Source organism: Actinoplanes sp. CA-142083 (genome assembly GCF_050942195.1).
GTDB lineage: Bacteria > Actinomycetota > Actinomycetes > Mycobacteriales > Micromonosporaceae > Actinoplanes.
Genome location: NZ_CP192076.1, coordinates 734,346 through 750,739, shown reverse-complemented (window position 1 = coordinate 750,739; position 16,394 = coordinate 734,346). Strand labels below are relative to the sequence as shown.

16 protein-coding genes and 1 pseudogene are annotated in these 16,394 nt (G+C 71.2%); 4 read left to right on the top strand and 13 right to left on the bottom strand.

All coding sequences use genetic code 11. The annotated features are described in order from the left end of the window. Positions 1 to 11: 11 nt before the first annotated feature. The 4 genes and pseudogenes from ACQPZX_RS03525 to ACQPZX_RS03510 all read right to left on the bottom strand — a co-directional run bounded on the left by ACQPZX_RS03525 (position 12) and on the right by ACQPZX_RS03510 (position 3,830). Positions 12 to 1,913 carry an NADH-quinone oxidoreductase subunit 5 family protein gene (locus tag ACQPZX_RS03525; RefSeq protein WP_433374240.1) on the bottom strand — a complete coding sequence of 634 codons (1,902 nt, stop codon included), beginning with the start codon at positions 1,911 to 1,913 and terminating at the stop codon, positions 12 to 14. Next, positions 1,910 to 2,281 (bottom strand): NADH-quinone oxidoreductase subunit NuoK, encoded by a 372-nt coding sequence (gene nuoK / locus ACQPZX_RS03520; protein ID WP_433374237.1) that lies wholly within the window; start codon positions 2,279 to 2,281, stop codon positions 1,910 to 1,912. The genes ACQPZX_RS03525 and nuoK overlap by 4 nt, the downstream gene beginning before the upstream one ends. Positions 2,282 to 2,580: 299 nt before the next feature. Next, a pseudogene (locus ACQPZX_RS03515) lies at positions 2,581 to 3,144 on the bottom strand (NADH-quinone oxidoreductase subunit J family protein); the annotation flags it as partial. Then, complete coding sequence (locus ACQPZX_RS03510; RefSeq protein ID WP_433374234.1) at positions 3,141 to 3,830, bottom strand: 4Fe-4S binding protein; 690 nt, start codon at positions 3,828 to 3,830, stop codon at positions 3,141 to 3,143. The pseudogene ACQPZX_RS03515 and the gene ACQPZX_RS03510, both read right to left, overlap by 4 nt. Before the next feature lie 119 nt (positions 3,831 to 3,949). Between ACQPZX_RS03510 and ACQPZX_RS03505 the strand changes: the two genes are divergently transcribed. Further along, positions 3,950 to 4,507, top strand: a complete 558-nt coding sequence (locus ACQPZX_RS03505) for a Uma2 family endonuclease (protein ID WP_433374231.1) — start codon at positions 3,950 to 3,952, stop codon at positions 4,505 to 4,507. Here ACQPZX_RS03505 and ACQPZX_RS03500 read toward each other — a convergent pair whose 3' ends face one another. The 6 genes from ACQPZX_RS03500 to ACQPZX_RS03475 form a co-directional block, all read right to left on the bottom strand. Continuing rightward, the gene (locus ACQPZX_RS03500; protein ID WP_433374229.1) at positions 4,508 to 5,467 is read right to left on the bottom strand and encodes a complex I subunit 1/NuoH family protein; all 960 of its coding nucleotides are present in this window, start codon (positions 5,465 to 5,467) and stop codon (positions 4,508 to 4,510) included. After that, a complete protein-coding gene (locus tag ACQPZX_RS03495; protein WP_433374227.1) occupies positions 5,467 to 6,066 on the bottom strand; it encodes an NADH-quinone oxidoreductase subunit C in 600 nt (199 codons plus the stop codon). Before ACQPZX_RS03495 ends, ACQPZX_RS03500 begins: the two co-directional genes overlap by 1 nt. 28 nt (positions 6,067 to 6,094) lie before the next feature. Beyond that, positions 6,095 to 7,393: a DUF2252 domain-containing protein gene (locus ACQPZX_RS03490; RefSeq protein WP_433374224.1), complete on the bottom strand. Its 1,299-nt coding sequence runs from the start codon at positions 7,391 to 7,393 to the stop codon at positions 6,095 to 6,097. 10 nt (positions 7,394 to 7,403) lie between these two features. Continuing rightward, positions 7,404 to 7,952: an NADH-quinone oxidoreductase subunit B gene (locus ACQPZX_RS03485; protein WP_433374222.1), complete on the bottom strand. Its 549-nt coding sequence runs from the start codon at positions 7,950 to 7,952 to the stop codon at positions 7,404 to 7,406. Between the two features lie 9 nt (positions 7,953 to 7,961). Next, the gene (locus ACQPZX_RS03480; protein WP_433374219.1) at positions 7,962 to 9,500 is read right to left on the bottom strand and encodes a pyridoxal phosphate-dependent decarboxylase family protein; all 1,539 of its coding nucleotides are present in this window, start codon (positions 9,498 to 9,500) and stop codon (positions 7,962 to 7,964) included. Between the two features lie 120 nt (positions 9,501 to 9,620). Continuing rightward, positions 9,621 to 10,949, bottom strand: coding sequence for an MFS transporter (locus ACQPZX_RS03475; RefSeq protein ID WP_433374216.1), 1,329 nt, complete (start codon positions 10,947 to 10,949; stop codon positions 9,621 to 9,623). Positions 10,950 to 10,998: 49 nt separating this feature from the next. Between ACQPZX_RS03475 and ACQPZX_RS03470 the strand changes: the two genes are divergently transcribed. Further along, complete coding sequence (locus tag ACQPZX_RS03470) at positions 10,999 to 12,390, top strand: gamma-glutamyltransferase (RefSeq protein WP_433374214.1); 1,392 nt, start codon at positions 10,999 to 11,001, stop codon at positions 12,388 to 12,390. A 2-nt stretch (positions 12,391 to 12,392) separates the two neighbouring features. On the opposite strand, the gene ACQPZX_RS03465 is transcribed toward ACQPZX_RS03470, so the two are convergent. Continuing rightward, entirely contained in the window at positions 12,393 to 13,325 is a 933-nt protein-coding gene (locus ACQPZX_RS03465) for an NAD(P)H-binding protein (protein ID WP_433374211.1), read from the bottom strand. A gap of 102 nt (positions 13,326 to 13,427) precedes the next feature. On the opposite strand from ACQPZX_RS03465, the gene ACQPZX_RS03460 reads away from it, so the two are divergent. Further along, complete coding sequence (locus ACQPZX_RS03460; protein ID WP_433374209.1) at positions 13,428 to 14,114, top strand: TetR/AcrR family transcriptional regulator; 687 nt, start codon at positions 13,428 to 13,430, stop codon at positions 14,112 to 14,114. Here the strand turns inward: ACQPZX_RS03460 and ACQPZX_RS03455 are convergent. Both ACQPZX_RS03455 and ACQPZX_RS03450 read right to left on the bottom strand, forming a co-directional pair. Further along, complete coding sequence (locus ACQPZX_RS03455; protein WP_433374206.1) at positions 14,107 to 14,910, bottom strand: class I SAM-dependent methyltransferase; 804 nt, start codon at positions 14,908 to 14,910, stop codon at positions 14,107 to 14,109. The two genes, ACQPZX_RS03460 and ACQPZX_RS03455, sit on opposite strands and share 8 nt — an antisense overlap. Further along, on the bottom strand, positions 14,910 to 15,212 hold the full coding sequence (locus ACQPZX_RS03450) for an MGMT family protein (protein ID WP_433374204.1): 303 nt from the start codon (positions 15,210 to 15,212) through the stop codon (positions 14,910 to 14,912). The genes ACQPZX_RS03455 and ACQPZX_RS03450 overlap by 1 nt, the downstream gene beginning before the upstream one ends. 61 nt (positions 15,213 to 15,273) lie before the next feature. Between ACQPZX_RS03450 and proB the strand changes: the two genes are divergently transcribed. Beyond that, positions 15,274 to 16,383: a glutamate 5-kinase gene (gene proB, locus ACQPZX_RS03445; protein ID WP_433374201.1), complete on the top strand. Its 1,110-nt coding sequence runs from the start codon at positions 15,274 to 15,276 to the stop codon at positions 16,381 to 16,383. The last annotated feature ends 11 nt before the right edge of the window (positions 16,384 to 16,394 follow it).

The window sequence follows — 16,394 nt, the reverse complement described above, 5'->3', positions numbered from 1 at the left end:
CTGGTACGCGGTCACGAGGCGGCTCCGAACCAGAGGGTCAGCACCAGCGCGCCGCCGAGGACCAGCGTCGCGGCCCAGGGCAACGGGATCCGGTGGGCGGCGGCGAGCAGCTCGCCGAGCCGGCTCGTGGTGGTGCCGGCGCCCTCGACGGTGCCGTCGACCACCCGCTCGTCGGCGGTCCTGACCAGGCCGGCGAACGCGCGGACCGGCCGGACGACCAGCCTCTCCTGCACGTCGTCGAAACGGAAGCCGGCGGCCAGGAACGGGCGGGCCCGGCCGAGCGCGGCGGCCGGGTCGGCCTCGGGCGTCTCGCGCCACAGCCACCAGGCGCCGCCCGCGCCGAGCGCGAGCAGCACCAGCGGCAGCACGATCGCGACGCTCAGGTGCGGCTCCTCCAGCTCGAGCGCGGTACGGAAGCCCGGGGCGTACGCGGCGAAGCCGAGCAGCGCGGCCGGGATGGCCAGCAGAACGATCGGCCAGCGCATCGCGCCGGGCGGGTCGTGCGCGGTCAGCGGGCGCGTGTACCGGGCGTCGTCGAAGCCGATCTCCCAGTCCGGGCCGTCGGGGCCGTGCTCGCGGGAGACACCGAAGAACGCGCAGAGCAGCAGACGCGTCGCATACCAGGCGGTGACCGCCACCGCGAAGAGCGCGGCCAGCCAGACCACCCAGCCCACCCAGACCGGCGCCGGGCCGCCGCCGTCGGTGGCGTGGGCGGCGGCGGTCAGAATGTTCTCCTTCGACCAGAAGCCGGCCAGCGGGGGCAGGCCGGCCAGCGCGCCGAGGCCGACCACGAACGACCAGAACGTCACCGGCATGTGCTCGCGCAGGCCGCCCATCCGGGACAGGTAGTTGGTGCCGACCGCGTGGATCACCGCGCCGGCCGCAAGGAACAGCAGCGCCTTGAACGCGGCGTGGGTGAGCAGGTGGAACAGCGCGGCGGCCGGCGAGCCGACGGCCAGCGCCCCGGTCATGTAGCCGATCTGGCTCACCGTCGACCAGGCGAGCACCCGCTTCAGGTCGTCCTGGGCGGTCGCGCTCAAGGCGCCGAGCAGGATCGTGATCGAGGCGATGACGCCGAGCACCGCGAGCGCGGCCGGGGACTGCTCGTAGAGCGGATACATCCGGAACACCACATACACGCCCGCCGCGACCATGGTGGCGGCGTGGATCAGCGCGGAGATCGGGGTGGGACCGGCCATCGCGTCGGGCAGCCAGGTGTGCAGCGGGAACTGGGCGCTCTTGCCGGCCACCCCGGCGAGCAACAGCAGCAGCGCGGCGGTGAGCGTGCCGGTCGAATAGTCGTGGGCCAGCACGTCGGCGATGCGGGAGGTGCCGGCGTCGACGACCAGCAGCGCGATGCCGAGCAGGAAGCCGACGTCGCCGACCCGGGTGACCAGGAACGCCTTCACCGCGGCGGCGGGCGCCTCGGGCAGCCGGCGGTCGTGGCCGATCAGCAGGTAGGAGCAGGCGCCCATCACCTCCCAGCCGACCAGCATGCCGATGAGGTCACCGGACGTCACGACCAGCAGCATCGCGCCGGTGAACAGGCTCACCTGGGCCGCGTACGGCGCGTAGCGGGGGTCGTCGTGCAGGTAGGCGGTCGAGTAGATCTGCACGAACAGCGCGACCACGCAGACGGCGAGGGCAATGTAGAGGGCCGCGTCGCCGGCCGAGATGCCGAGCGTGATGTCGATGCCGCCGAAGCTGACCCACTGCCGGCTCGCCTCGACCGGCTTGTCGGCGAAGATCAACAACGCGAGGGTCACGGCGAGCGAGATGGCCGCGCCGGCGATGCCGAGCGCGGCCGCGGACCGGCGAGGCGTGTGGTCACCCTGATCGTCCCCGGCACGCAGGGTGAGACCGGCAAGACCGAGCAGCAGGGGTACGCCCGGAATCAGGGCCCCGGCGATCACCCGGCCACCCTCTCGTGTTCGTGCTCGTGCAACGCCACCTCGTCGAGAACGACGTTCCGGCGCAGTCGGTAGTACTGCAGGATGATCGCGAGGCCGACACCCACCTCGGCGGCGGCCAGCACGATGACGAAGAGCGCGAAGATCGCCCCGGACCGCGGCTCGGGCACCGGATGCGCCCACGCCTCGGGCTGCACGCCGGTCAGCGTGGCCTTCATCGTCGAGTCGGCGGCCACCAGGATCAGGTTGACCGCGTTGAGCATGAGCTCGACGGCCATCAGCACCAGGATCGCGTTACGCCGGCGCAGGACGCCGTAGACGCCGAGACCGAAGAGCAGGGCGGCGATGACGTACGGGATGATCGCGTGCATCACTCCTCCCCTTCCTTCTTCGGCGCCTCGATCGCGCGGCTGTCGTCGACGATGTAGCTCTCGGCGTCGATGACATCGGGCTCGGCCGGCTTGGTCTCGGGCTCGTTGTGCTCGCCGACCCGGGGGCGGGCCTCGTGGGCGCCGAAGATGATGTCGCGGGCACGCTCGCGCAGCGGGTCGGGCTCGGGCTCGGCCACGGCGACCGGGCTTTCCGCCTCCTGTTGCGCGGCGTGCGCCTTGCGAACCCTGTCCTGGGCGGCGGCCTGGCGGGCGGCGATCCGCTCGAGACGGGCGACCACCTCGGCGGACTCGTCGACCGGGTCGGGCGGCGGCCCGGCCGGGACGGCGGCCGCGTCAGGGTCGGGGCGGGCGCCCAGATCGGGGCGGGACAGGACGATCGCGCCGACCAGGGCGGCCAGCAGCAGGATCGAGAGCACCTCGAACGGCAGCACCCAGGCGCCGAAGACCTGCTCGCCGACCCGCTGGGCGGTGCCCGGCGGCGGCAGCTCGAACCTGCTCCAGCGGAACGCGTCGGCCAGCAGGGCGGCGAGTCCGAACCCGACACCAGCGCCGATGATCGCGGCCGGCAGGGCCGGGCGGTCCAGGTCAGGCGACGGGCCGATCGGGGCGCGGGTCAGCATGACGGCGAAGAGAAGCAGCACCACGACGGCGCCGACGTAGACGAGCACCTGCACCCAGGCCACCAGCTCGGCGCCCATCACCAGGTAGAGGCCGGCGATCGCGCCCAGGCTCACCACCAGGAAGAAGCCGGCCCGCACGAGGTGGGTCGAGGTCACGACGAGGGCGCCGGCGCCGACCGCGATCACGCCGAGAGCCAGCATGAGCGCGTCAACGACGGTCACCGCTCTTGCTCCGGAGGTCCGTCGGGTTTTACGTCAGGCCCCGCAGGGGCTGGGGGACTGCCCGCATCGGGCTGCTCCGCCTTTGGTGCACGTGGGGCTGGGCGCTCTGCGGTTGTGGACTCCGATCGCCGTACGTTAGTCCTCGCCTGCGTCGCCGCCCCCGGACCCGCAGCTTTACGCGCGGCCGTCGCTTCTTCTTTCGAAGGCTCGCCGAGCACGTCGTGAGCCGGCGGCGGAGGCACGGTGCGCATCCACTCACCCAGCCGATTTTTGTCGTGCAGCAGGTCGAGCACGTCGGTCTCGGCGTACTCGAACTCGGGCGTCCAGTGCAGCGCGTCGAACGGGCAGACCTCGATGCAGATCCCGCAGTACATGCAGAGGGAGAAGTCGATGTCGAAGCGGTCGAGCACGTTGCGCTGCCGAGCCCGCGCGGCGCCCGGGACGACGACCTCTTCCTTGTGCGAGTCGATGTAGATGCACCAGTCGGGGCACTCGCGGGCGCACAGCATGCAGACCGTGCAGTTTTCCTCGAGAAGCGCGATCACGCCCCGGCTGCGCGGCGGAAGCTCGGGCTCGACATCCGGATATTGCCTCGTCGTCGACCGCTTGGTCATCGTCTTGAGCGTGACGGCAAGCCCTTGCACCAGCCCCTTGCCGGGCGCGCCACGCTCCCCGTCGTCACTCACAAACGCACATCCTGCCCCCTCGCCCGTCCCGACGCGAGCACACCCCCGCCGGATCTTCCGGTACGGTGAGTCATGGGTGAGCCACCCTGCTACCTGGAGGCCCCGAAATGACCGCTGCGATGAGCGACCTGCCGCCCGCAGACGGCTGGACCGTAGATGATCTTGACGCAATGCCCGATGACGGCGTGCGCCGCGAGTTGCTCGATGGAGTGCTCCTCGTGTCCCCCTCCCCCACGGACATCCACCAAATAATCGCCGGACGACTCATGGTCGCCCTTGAAGAGTCGTGCCCGGCCGAGTTCCAGGTCACCCAGGGCGTCGAGATCCGGATGAACTCGCGTAAGGCCTTCATCCCGGATGTTCTGGTCGCGACCGACCAGGCCGCGCGACGCCGCACGCGGACCTATCTTCCACACGAAGTGGTTCTCGCCATCGAGATCGTTTCCCCGACGTCGATCAGCATGGACCGCATCACCAAGCCGGCGCTCTATGCCGCCGCGGGCATCCCGTTCTACTGGCGGATCGAGACCGGCGACGGCCTGATTGTGCACGCCTACAAGATCGACCCGGAGCACGAGGTCTATCGGCCGGACGGCACGTTCCAGGACAAGATCGTCGCGACGGAGCCCTGGAAGATCGACCTTCCGATTGCCCGGATCACACCGCGCTACCTGTGATCACATCGCGAGCTTGACGCCGGCGGTCAGGATCAACTGCGCCAGGGCCAGCGGAACCAGGACCAGCCAGCAGAGGCGCTGGAGTTGGTCCTCGCGCAGGCGCGGATAGGTGACGCGGAGCCAGATGATGACGAAGGACAAGGCGAAGATCTTCACCAGGGTCCACAGCCAGCCGAGCTGATCCGCGAACGGGCCGTGCCAGCCGCCGAGGAACAGGACGGTGGTGAGGGCGGCGATGACGATGATGCCGACGTACTCGGCGAGCAGGAAGAACGCGAAGCGCAAGCCCGTGTACTCGGTCATGTAGCCGAAGACCAGCTCGGAGTCGGCGATCGGCATGTCGAACGGGGGGCGGCGGATCTCGGCGAGGCCGGCCACGAAGAAGATGAGCGCGGCGGGCGCCTGCCAGAGCAGCCACCAGGGCTTCCACGCCTCGACGATGCCGGGCAGGCTGAGCGTGCCGGCGGCCATGGCTACGCTGGCGGCGGCCAGCACCAGGGGAAGCTCGTAGCCGAGCAGCTGGGCGGCGCCGCGCAGGCCGCCGAGGAGGCTGTACTTGTTGGCGCTCGCCCACGCGGACATGAGCACGGCCAGCACGCCCACGCCGAGAACGGCGAGGACGAAGAACAAACCGATGTCCAAGGGCTGGGCGACAAGGCTTCCGGGTCCGAGCGGGATGGCCAGGAGCACCAGCAGGTACGGGAAGAGGGCGACGATCGGCGCCAGCCGGAAGACCCCGCGGTCGGCTTCGCGCGGAGTGATGTCCTCCTTCTGCACGAACTTCACGCCGTCGGCGACCAGCTGCGCCCAGCCGTGGTAGGCGCCCGCGTACATGGGCCCGAGGCGGCCCTGCATGTGCGCCATGACCTTGTGCTCGGCCTGCCCGACCAACAGCGGGAGCACGAGGAAGCCGACGACGACCGCGACGACCCGGATGAGCAGCTCGAGCCAGACTGGCATCACTTCTGCGGCCCCCATTCACCCGGTGCGGGAACGCCGGGCGGGCGCATCGGGGCGCGCTTGGCGGGGGCGTGCTCGGACTCGCCGGGCTCCTTGGCGCCGGGCCAGGCCTTGGCGACGCGGGCGGCGAGGATGAACTCCTTGCGCAGGGGGTGGCCCTCGAAGCCGGGCGGGAGCAGCAGCGGCTTGAGATCGGGGTGGCGGGCGAAGACGATGCCGAACATCTCGTACGTCTCGCGCTCGTGCCACGCGGCGCCGGGGAACAGCTCCACCACGGACTCGACGGTCGGGTCCTCCCTCGGGATCCGGGTGCGGATCAGGAGCGAGTGCTTGCGGCGCGTCGAATAGAGGTGGCAGACGACGGAGAACCCCTCGTCGAGCTCGTCGACGGCGGAGAGCCAGTCGAAGAAGTCGCAGCCCAGGGCGCCGTTGTGTTTCGCGGTGCCGACCGCCTCCCACCAGCGGGCGACCGGCACGTCGACGACGGCGCGCTCGTGACCGTCGCCGCCGCCGGAGACGCTCGCCTCGACCTGCGGCGCGTCCTCGGCGTCGGCGGCCATGAGGGCCACCATGCGCTCGCCGACCTCTTCGGGAGTCATGGCAGCCATCCTATGGTCCGGCGTTGCTTTACAGGCCGGGGAGCCGACCGTTGCGGAAGAGGTCGACGAAGTCCTGGTGGTCCTCGCGGGCCTGGTCGCCGTAGCGGTGGGCGAAGTCGACCAGGTGCTGCACGAAACCGGCCTCGTCCTTGTCGACGGCCGCGACGATCGCCTCCTCGGTGGAGAAGTCGACGAGGTCGTGGCTGGACTCGTCGTCGGCGACCGAGTGCATGCGGGCGACGGCGCGGCCCAGGTCGGTGATGACGCCGTTGAGCTCGTCGGGCTCGTTGACGTCGGACCAGTCGAGGTCGGCCGCGTACGGCGAGACCTCGGCGACGAGCTGGCCGATCCCGTTGAGCGAGGTGTAGCCCAACCACGGGTCGGCGTGCGCCTGCAAGGCCCGCTGCGACTCGGCGGTGCGGTGGCCCTGGTGCAGGAAGTAGGACTTGACCCGCTCGTCGTCGATCCAGCGGGCGACGGCCGGCACCTGCGCCTGCTTCATGTAGATGATCACGTCGTTCTCCAGGGCCTGGGTGTGGCCCTCGAGCAGCAGGTTGTACGACGGCAGGCCGGCCGAGCCGATGCCGACGCCCTTGCGCAGCTTGATGTCCTTGATGTTGGCGGCCGTTCTGGTCACCTCGGGCAGCGTGCCCAGGTATTGCTCGAACGCCGCGGTCACCTGTGCCTTGGTCGGCTCGTCGACCTCGTAGACGCCGTCGAGCAGCGAGAAGCGCCGCTCGTAGTCGTCGATCGCGGTCTGGCCGGCGAGCAGGTCGACCCGCGTGTTGAGCCGCGCCTCCTGCAGCACCCGGCGCAGCACGCCGTCCGCGTTTTCCAAAGTGATCGAGCCGATGGCGTCGTCGCCGCCGGCTGCGATGGCGCGCAGCTCGGTCAGGTAGGACCGCGCGAAAGCCGTCACGAGCGCCGAGATGTTGTCGTCGGAGAGCGCCTTCTGGTACCCGATCAGGGCGACGCTGGCCGCGAACCGCTTGAGATCCCAAGAGAAGGGGCCGACGTACGCCTCGTCGAAGTCGTTGACGTTGAAGACCAGGACGCCCGACGAGTTCATATAAGTGCCGAAGTTTTCCGCGTGCAGGTCGCCGTGGATCCACACCCGGCTGGTGCGCTCGTCGAGGAAGCTGTCGTCGCGGTAGGCCCCGGTCTGGTCGGCGTAGAACACCGACGCGCTGCCCCGGTAGAACGCGAACGGCGACGCCGCCATCTTGCGGAACTTGCGCCGGAACGCGGCCGGGTCAAGCGCCATCAACTCGCCGAATTCCCTGGTCAAGACGTCGATGATGAAATCCGCGCGAGGCTGTTCACTCATAAGGCGGAGATTAGCCGCCCGTAGCCACCGGTGGGGTGACCATCGGTGCAGTCAGAGAGGAAGCGTCGCGCAGCGGGTCGGGGCGGCTGACCCCGCCGGGACCGGCCTGCTCGGCGGCGATCTTTTCCTGCAGGCGCAGGATGCCGTGCAGCAGGGCCTCGGGGCGCGGCGGGCAACCCGGCACATAAACGTCGACGGGGATGAGCTGGTCGACACCCTTGGTGACCGAGTAGGAATCCCAATACGGCCCGCCGCAATTCGAGCAGGAGCCGAACGAGATCACGTATTTCGGCTCGGGCATCTGGTCATAGAGCCGCTTGATGGCGGGAGCCATCTTGTCGGTGACCGTGCCGGAGACGACCATCAGGTCGGCCTGCCGCGGGCCATGCGCGAACGGGATGACCCCGAGCCGCATGAAGTCGTGCCGGCTCATGCTGGACGCGATGAACTCGATCGCGCAGCACGCCAGCCCGAAGTTGAAGACCCAGAGCGAATAGCGCCTCCCCCAGTTCAGCACGAACCGGATGGGCTCCCCGAGAACTCCTGGCAGACCGGCCACGACGTCAACCTACTCCGTCGCCGTCACGGGCCGCTGCAGCAGGCTGAGGAACCCGGTCAGCAACGCCTCGCGCAGCGCGGGCGGCGTGACGTCGAGCAGCGAGTTGACGGCGGCCATCCGGGTGAAGTCGCCGCCGCCGAGCCCGAGGCCCTCGGCCAGCCCGGCGACCAGCTCGGGCGTGACCATCTCGGGGGTGAGCGCCCCGGCCGCCGCGACGAGCGCCTCGGGGAGCAGCACCGGCCCGCGGGCGCGGGTCGCCGCCACGGCGTCGGCCAGATCGGCCGCGAAGTCGTCGGCGGTCGCCCGGACCGCCGCGGTCACGGTGAGATGGATGGTCGCGGGCAGGCCGCCGAACGACATCTGCGGCTGGGTGTGCCACCCGCGCGCCGCCAATTCGTCCGCGAGAACGAAGAGGTCAACGGCTGTCTGGCCGGCGAGGGCCGCGCTCTCCGCCGGGGCGGTGCTGTCCGCCGGGGCAGCGCTCTCCGCCGGGGCAGCGCTGCCGGGCGGCGTGGGGCTGCCGGCCGCCAGGCAGACGACGGTGGTCTCGGGTGGGGCGTAGAGGCGGACGCCGTCAGTGGCTGTCACGGCGGCGGCGAGGATGGCGACCGCCTCGCGGGTGCGGTCGGCCAGCTCGAGGTAGCCGGCGTCGCCGATGCCGCGCAGGGTGGCGACGGCCGCGGCGATCGGGCCGCCCGAGCGGGTGGAGGAGACGATCGGGTTGATCATCGTGTAGCCCGGCCAGCCGGCGTAGGCAAAGTACTGCGGGAGGCGCAGCGCCTCGTCGCGGTGCAGCAGGATCGAGACGCCCTTGGGGGCGTAGGCGTACTTGTGCAGGTCGACCGAGATGCTGGTGACGCCGGGCACGGCGAAGTCGAACTCGGGCAGGCCGGCGCCGAGGCGTCGCAGGTAGGGCAGCACCCACCCGCCGAAGCAGGCGTCCACATGGAAGCGGACGCCGCGCTCGGCCGCCACCGCGGCGATCTCGGGGATCGGGTCGACGACGCCATGCGCATACGACGGCGCAGAAGCCGCCACGAGCACGGTGTCGGGGGTGATGGCGGCCGCCATGGCGCCCGGGTCGGCTCGCAGGTCGTCGCCGACCGGCACGACGTCGAGCGCGACGCGCAGGTAGTGGGCCGCCTTGGCGAAAGCCGCGTGCCCGGTCGACGGGATCACCAGGCGCGGGGTCGCCAGGTCGGGCCGGCTGTCGCGGGCCGCCTTGACCGCCAGGATCAGCGACTCCGTGCCGCCGCTGGTGACGCTGCCGACCGCCTCGGGGCCGCCGTGCAACAGCTTGGCCGCGGCGCCGACCAGCGCGTTTTCCATGGCGAGCAGGGACGGAAACGCGGTCGGGTCGAGCCCGTTGACGTGGGCGGAGATCGCGTGCGCCGCCCGGGCCAGGTCGTCGAGCCCGTCCAGCGCGGGGTCGTAGACGTAGGCGAACAGGCGGCCGCCGTGCGTCGGCAGATCGGCCCGCCGGAGCTCGCGGAGCTCGTCGAGGATCTGCTCGCCGGGAACGCCCTTGTCAGGCAGCGCTTCGAACATGCGACGACGCTATCGGACCGGCGCGGTGGCGGGCAGCCTACGAAAGTCGGCGAATCTCATCGACCAAAGTCGGCTACCGCGGCCGGTCGCGGTGGGTGTCTGATGGCGGGGCAGCGCCGGTCAGCGCGAGACGTCGCGATAGGCCCGGAGCAGCAGCACCGCACCGCCGACCAGCGCGGCCGGCACCAGGGTGAAGCCGAGGAGCACGCCCAAGCGGGCCGTGTCGTCCTGGGCCGCCGCCTCGCCGGTCGACGAGGAGACGTAACCGAAGACCTGGAGGATCAATGCGTAGATGCCCGGCCCGAGGGCCAGACCGAGGGTCTCCCCCGCCGTCCACACCCCCGTGAAGACGCCGGCCTGACGCCGGCCGGTCCGCTCGGTGTCGTAGGCGATGCAGTCCGGCAGCATCGCCATGGCGAAGACCTGCTGGCCCGCGTAACCGCAGCCGATGAGCGCCACCACCAGGTAGATCGGCGCCGCGGGCAGGGCGGGCGCGGCGAGCAGCGCCAGCGCGCCGGCGGCGAAGAGCAGCGACGCCGCGACGAGGGAGCGCGGCTTGCCGAACCGGGCGCCCACCCGGCTCCAGAGCGGCATGACCAGCAGGGCCGGGCCGACGAAGGCGGCGAAGAGGAAGGTGGCGCCCGACGAGGCGCCGACCACGTGGTCGGCGAAGTACTGGACGCCGGCCAGCATCGTGCCGATGCCGACGGCCTGCAACACCCAGCAGAGAAGGAGGGCACGGAAGGGACGGTTGGCGGCGGCGACGCGCAATTGGGTACGCAGGTCGGGCTCGGACTCGCCGGCGGTATGGGTTTCCGCGTGGCGGGTACCTATGTAGACGCCGAGGGTGCCCACCACGATGAGCGCCCCGACGAAGACGCCGGCCCACCGATGGCCGGTGATGCCGCCGCCGGTCTGGTCGACCACCAGCGGGGCGAGCGCGCCGGAGATGAGGATCGCCAGCGCGAGCACGGCGACCCGCCAGGTCATCAGCCGGGTGCGCTCGTCGTATCCGTCGGTGAGCTCGGCCGGCATGGCGACGTAGGGCACCTGGAAGAACGCGTACGCGGTGGCGGCCGCCAGGAAGGCGAACGCCACGTACGCCCCGGCGCCCCCGCCGCTGCGGATCGGGCCCGCGAAGATGGCGGCGAAGAGAACGCCCAGCGTGAGGCCCGCGCCGAGCAGGAACGGACGCCGGTCACCGCGGCGGTCGGAGACCCGGCCGGCGAAGGGATTCACCAGGACGTCCCACGCCTTCGGCAACAACACCAGCAATCCCGCCACACCCGCCGCAACACCTAACGTATCGGTCAGATAAGGCAGCAGGAGCAAACCGGGCACGGTGCCGAACGCGCCCGTGACCAGCGAACCCAGCGAGTAACCGGCAAGGACCCGGCGCGGCAGAACGCCGGCCGGCCGTACTTCCGGAGAGGGACCGGCGGTCGTCATGGACGCGCATGCTAACCACGATCATGCCCGTACGCCTACGCTTCGCCGCATGAAAAGCGTTGCGGCCGGGGTTGCCGCAAGCCATCCGGCGACCGCACGGGCCGGCCTGCGGGTGCTGCGCGACGGCGGCACCGCGGCGGACGCGGCGGTGGCCGCCGCACTGGCCTGCTGCGTCGCCGAGACGATCTTCACCGGGCTGGGCGGCGGCGGGTTCGCCACCTACTTCGAGGCGGCGACCGGCGAGGTGACGTGCCTCGACTTCTTCGTGGCGGTGCCGGGCACCGACGGTGACCGCGAGCCGGGCCCGATGATCAAGATCGACGTGTTCTTCGGCGGACTGCCGCAGGTGTACTCGATCGGCGGGGCGAGCGTGGCGGTGCCGGGCGTGCCGGCCGGCTGCGGCGAGGTGCACCGGCGCTGGGGGCGGCTGCCCTGGGCCGACGTGGTGGCGCCGGCGATCGAGCTGGCCAAGACCGGGGTGCCGATCCCCGGCGCGCACGCCCGCACGCTCGACTCCTGCGCGCCGGCGCTGGCGTGGGGCGAGGGCGCCGCGATCTACACGCCGGGCGGGCGCAACCTGCTCGACGGCGAGCTGCTCTTCCATCCCGGGCTGGCGACCGCCCTGGACGCGCTGGCCGTGGTCGGTCCGTCGATCTTCTACACCGGGGACTTCGCCCCGATCCTGGTCGACTCGGTACGCGCCGCGGGCGGCTCGCTCGGGCCGCGCGACCTGGCCGATTACCGGGTGCTGGAGACCCACGTCGACCGGGCCAAGCTGGCCGGATACGAAGTGCGCGCCCGGCACGACCTGAACCGGGTGGTCGACACGATCGGCCGGCTGCCCGCCGACCTGTCCCGGCCGGGCCGGGCCACCGGGGTGGCGCATGCGCTGCGCGACCAGGGACGGCAGAAGATCGGCGACACGACGAACGTCTCCGTGGTGGACACCGAGGGCAACGCCTGCGTCATCACCACGACGCTCGGGCTGGGCGCCGGCGTCTGGCTGCCCGGCCTGGGCATCAACCTCAACTCGATGCTCGGCGAGGGCGAGCTGATCACCGATGACCTGGCGCCGGGCCGCCGGATGTCGTCCAACATGTGCCCGCTGGTGGTGATCGACCCCGATGGCCAGCTGGCGGTGGCGGCCGGGTCGGCGGGCGCCTCCCGGATCCGTACGGCCCTGATCGACACCCTGCTCGGCGTCCTGGTCGACGGCGTCGACATGGCCACCGCGCTCGCCCGCCCCCGCTTCCACATCGTCGACGACACGGTGCACGTCGAGCCCGGCTACCCGCGGGACGAGCTGGCCGCGCTGGCCGGCGCCGGGTACCACATCAAGCAGTGGCCCGACCTCAACCACTACTTCGGCGGCGCGAACGCCGTGGGCCAGGCCGGCGCGGCCGGCGACCCCCGCCGGGCGGGGGTCGGGCTGCTGCTCTGACGTCAGCTCATGCGCCGGGCGAGGGTGGCGTTCACCGAGGCCGCGGTCTCGCGCAGGGGGACGTCCAAGGGCGTGGGCTCGAGGCCGAAGGTCCGCTCGGTCAGCGAGCTGTCGAGGTGGAACGGCGCGTAGAACTGGTAGTCCATCTCGGCCAGCTCGCGGGCCATCGGGACGACCAGGCCGGCCGTGCGCATCACGAAGCGGGGCAGGGCGCGCACCTTGACGCGGGGCTGACCGGTCATGTCGGTGTAGCGGTCGGCCAGCTCGCGGATGGTGATGGCGGGCTGGGTGGGCGCGTGCCAGGCCTTGCCGTGGGCGCGCTCGTCGTGGGCCAGGGCGACCATCGTGCGGGCCATGTCGCCGGTGTAGGTGAAGCTGTGCGGCAGGTCGGGGTTGCCGGGGGCCCAGGCGGTGCGGCCCTTCTGGATGGCGGGCAGCAGCACCGAGGAGAAGATGCCCACCGCGCCCGAGCCGATGTAGTCCGAGCCGCGGACCTCTACCGTGCGGACGCCGCTGTTCAGGGCGTCCTGCCACATCTTGACGCGGACCTTGCCCTTGCGGCCCACGGCGGCCATCGGGGTGTTCTCGTTCATGCGGCCGCCGGGCTGCGGGCCGTACACGTAAAGATTTCCGGTGATGACGTAGGCCGCGTCCGCCGCCTTGGCCGCGGCGATCATCGCGTCGTTCATCGGGAACCAGAGTTTCGTCCACTCCGTGTACTTCGGATTCGCGCAGTTGAACACCGTGGCGGCGCCCTCGGCCAGGGTGGTCAGGCGGCGCGCGTCGGCGGCGTCGGCGGCCACCAGCTTGATCTGCGGATGCGAAGGGCCGCGGCCGCTGCGCGTGACCATCGTGACCGTGTCGCCGCGGTCCACCAGGAGGTCGGCGACCGCGCTGCCGATGGGACCCGAGCCGATGATGACGTGGTTCGACATTGCTGTTCTCCTTCGCGAGCAGTGCTCTCTGTTGGGAACAACGATTACACGAAGACCGCTCGAATGCAAGAGCAGTGCTCTCGATGTGGCACACTGGTCCGTATGAGCGCCTCAGGAGTACGCGCCCGAGTGCGGGCCGAGATGACGGAAGAGATCAAGGCGGTGGCCCGCCGGCACCTCGCCACCGACGGGGCCAACCTGTCGCTGCGCGCGGTCGCGCGGGACATAGGGATGGCCTCGTCCGCCGTCTACCGGTACTTCGCGAGCCGGGACGACCTGCTCACGGCGCTGATCATCGAGGCGTACGACTCGGTGGGCGACGCCGCCGAGCGGGCGGCCACCGCGGCCGGGGACGCCGGCTTCGCCGATCAACTGGTGGCCGTCGGGCACGCCGTACGCGAATGGGCCCTTGCTGAGCCGCATCAGTGGGCACTGATCTACGGAAGCCCAGTGCCCGGCTATCAGGCGCCGCAGGACACGGTCGGGCCGGCCACCCGGGTGATCTTCCAGATCGCGGGGATCGTGCGCGACGCCTATGCGGCCGGGCGGATCGGCCCGCAGCCGGAGATCAGCGGACGGTACAGCGAGGAGCTCGCCGCGGTCGCCGAGCACTTCGGGCCGGACATCCCGGCGCGGCTGGTCGGCACGGCGATGTCGGCGTTCATCCAGCTCTGCGGCGCGGTCAGCGCGGAGCTCTTCGGCCAGCTGAACAAGTCGGTCGACGAGGACCGCCGCGGCTTCCTGGAGTTCCAGATGCGCGGCGCGGCGGCCTTCATCGGGCTTACCTGACGGCTCGCAGGAGGTGGCCGCCCGGAGTGTCGGGCGGCAGGTCGTGGCGGTTGAAGAAACGGGCCGCGAGCTGGGCCGGCCCGAGGTCCTCGACCTCGCCGAAACCCATCCCGGCAAGCAGGCCCGCGATCTCGTCCGGCTCGAAGTAGGTCAGCCAGGGCTCGCCGATCTTCGCCACCCGCGCGGCGCGCTCCTCCAGCGCGGCCCGGCGCGCCGCCGGCATGTTCGCCGGCGACTGGGCGTAGTCGAAGACGACCTCATTGCCCGGCAGATCGGAAATATACGAAAGGGTGGCCGTGAAGCCGTCGAGCGTCAGGTAGGGCACCACGCCGAGCCAGACGAAGAAGGCCGGGCCGTCGAGCTTGAGCGAGCCGGCGAGCGTGGCGGTCTCGAAGTCGACCCCCACATACGACACGGACGAGGGAATCTCGATGCCGGTCGCCGCGAGCCGCTCCCGCTTCCAGGCCTGCGTGTCGGGGTGGTCCACCTCGATGACCCGCACGCCCTCGAAGCCGTTGCGGTAGGCGAACGTGTCCAGCCCCGCGCCCAGCACCACGACCTGCCGAACCCCGCGCGACACGGCCGCGGCCAGCGCGTCCTCCGCGAACCGGTGACGGGCCGCGATGAAGACACGCATCGCCCGCCGCGGCGCGTCGGCCACCAGTTCGTCCGGAGGGACGCCCAATATCCGTACGGCGAAATCGTCTTGAAAGATCGCACCGTGCTCGATGAGCTGGTGCGCCGCTCGATAACGCGCCGCACTCCACGCCGTGCGGCTCGGCTGCCCGGTCTCCATCACGGCTGCCAGGAGGCGCGCGACATGTCCACGTGTTCGCCCTTCAGGGGGACGCCCTCGCTCAGCAACCGCTGGCGGGCTTCCTGCTCATGGCCGGGCGGCATGCGTCCGGAACTGGTCACCACGCGATGCCACGGTACGCCGCCACCGTGCCGCGCCATGATCGTGCCGACCTGACGCGCCGAGTTGCGCCCGGAGAGATCGGCGAGCGAGTCGGCGATCGCGCCGTAGGACATGACCTTGCCCTCCGGGATGCGCTCGACGAGCGAGAGCACCTCTTCGACGTACTCCTGGGGTGTCACCCGGGCCACGATATGGGATCTCGGCGCGGTCCGGACGCCCCACCCGAGCAGAATGGGCCGGGTGCGCGAAGTGGTGACCGACGCCCGCCGCATCGTGGTCAAGGTGGGCTCGTCCTCGCTGACCACCGCGGCCGGCGGCATCGACGAGCAGCGCGTCGACTCCCTCGTCGACGTGCTTGGCGGCCTGGCGACATCCGGGCGTGAGGTGGTGCTGGTCTCCAGCGGCGCGATCGCCGCCGGTCTCGCGCCGTTGCGGCTGCGCCGCCGGCCGCGCGATCTGGCCACCCAGCAGGCGGCGGCGTCGGTGGGGCAAGGGCTTCTGATCCAGCGGTACGCGACGGGCTTCGCGCGCCATGGCCTCACGGTGGGCCAGGTGCTGCTGACCGTCGACGACGTGACCCGGCGCGCGCACTACCGCAACGCCTATCGGACCTTGCGCAAGCTGCTTGATTTCGGGGCCCTGCCGATCGTGAACGAGAACGACACCGTCGCCACCGAGGAGATCCGCTTCGGCGACAACGACCGGCTGGCGGCACTGGTGGCCGCGCTGGTCGACGCCGATCTGCTGGTCTTGTTGTCCGACGTGGATGCCCTCTACACCGGGAGCCCTTCCGACCCTTCCTCGCGGAAGATCGCCCACGTCCGTGACGAGTCTGATCTGTCCGACGTGAATCTGGTTACTCCCGGCAAATCGGGCATCGGCACGGGCGGCATGGTCACCAAGGTCGAGGCGGCCCGCATCGCCACCGGCTTCGGCATCTCCGTGGTGCTGACCGCCGCGCCGCTCGCCGGAGCCGCGCTCGCCGGCGACGAGGTCGGCACGCTGTTCCGCGCGGCCGAGAAAAGGCCGGCCGCCCGCCTCTTCTGGCTCGCCCACGCCACCGCCCCGCGCGGCCGCCTCCACCTCGACCCCGGCGCCGTCACCGCCGTCGTGGCCCGGCGCAAATCGCTGCTGCCGGCCGGCATCACCGCGGTGGACGGCTCGTTCGCCGCCGGCGACCCGGTCGACCTGGTCGACAGCGACGGCGCTCCGGTCGCCCGCGGCCTGGTCAATTACGATGCGGTGGAGCTGCCCGCGCTGCTCGGACGCTCCACACCCGAGTTGGCCGCGGCTCTCGGCCCGGGATATGAACGAGAGGTCGTCCACCGGGACGATCTGGTCCTTCTCTAAGAGGTGCATCG

Bases quoted from the DNA above. Each gene is read 5' to 3' on its own strand.
- nuoK (WP_433374237.1), bottom strand. From the start codon at position 2,281: ATGCACGCGATCATCCCGTACGTCATCGCCGCCCTGCTCTTCGGTCTC.
- ACQPZX_RS03505 (WP_433374231.1), top strand. From the start codon at position 3,950: ATGAGCGACCTGCCGCCCGCAGACGGCTGGACCGTAGATGATCTTGAC.
- ACQPZX_RS03500 (WP_433374229.1), bottom strand. From the start codon at position 5,467: ATGCCAGTCTGGCTCGAGCTGCTCATCCGGGTCGTCGCGGTCGTCGTC.
- ACQPZX_RS03495 (WP_433374227.1), bottom strand. From the start codon at position 6,066: ATGACTCCCGAAGAGGTCGGCGAGCGCATGGTGGCCCTCATGGCCGCC.
- ACQPZX_RS03490 (WP_433374224.1), bottom strand. From the start codon at position 7,393: ATGAGTGAACAGCCTCGCGCGGATTTCATCATCGACGTCTTGACCAGG.
- ACQPZX_RS03480 (WP_433374219.1), bottom strand. From the start codon at position 9,500: ATGTTCGAAGCGCTGCCTGACAAGGGCGTTCCCGGCGAGCAGATCCTC.
- ACQPZX_RS03475 (WP_433374216.1), bottom strand. From the start codon at position 10,949: ATGACGACCGCCGGTCCCTCTCCGGAAGTACGGCCGGCCGGCGTTCTG.
- ACQPZX_RS03470 (WP_433374214.1), top strand. From the start codon at position 10,999: ATGAAAAGCGTTGCGGCCGGGGTTGCCGCAAGCCATCCGGCGACCGCA.
- ACQPZX_RS03465 (WP_433374211.1), bottom strand. From the start codon at position 13,325: ATGTCGAACCACGTCATCATCGGCTCGGGTCCCATCGGCAGCGCGGTC.
- ACQPZX_RS03460 (WP_433374209.1), top strand. From the start codon at position 13,428: ATGAGCGCCTCAGGAGTACGCGCCCGAGTGCGGGCCGAGATGACGGAA.
- ACQPZX_RS03455 (WP_433374206.1), bottom strand. From the start codon at position 14,910: ATGGAGACCGGGCAGCCGAGCCGCACGGCGTGGAGTGCGGCGCGTTAT.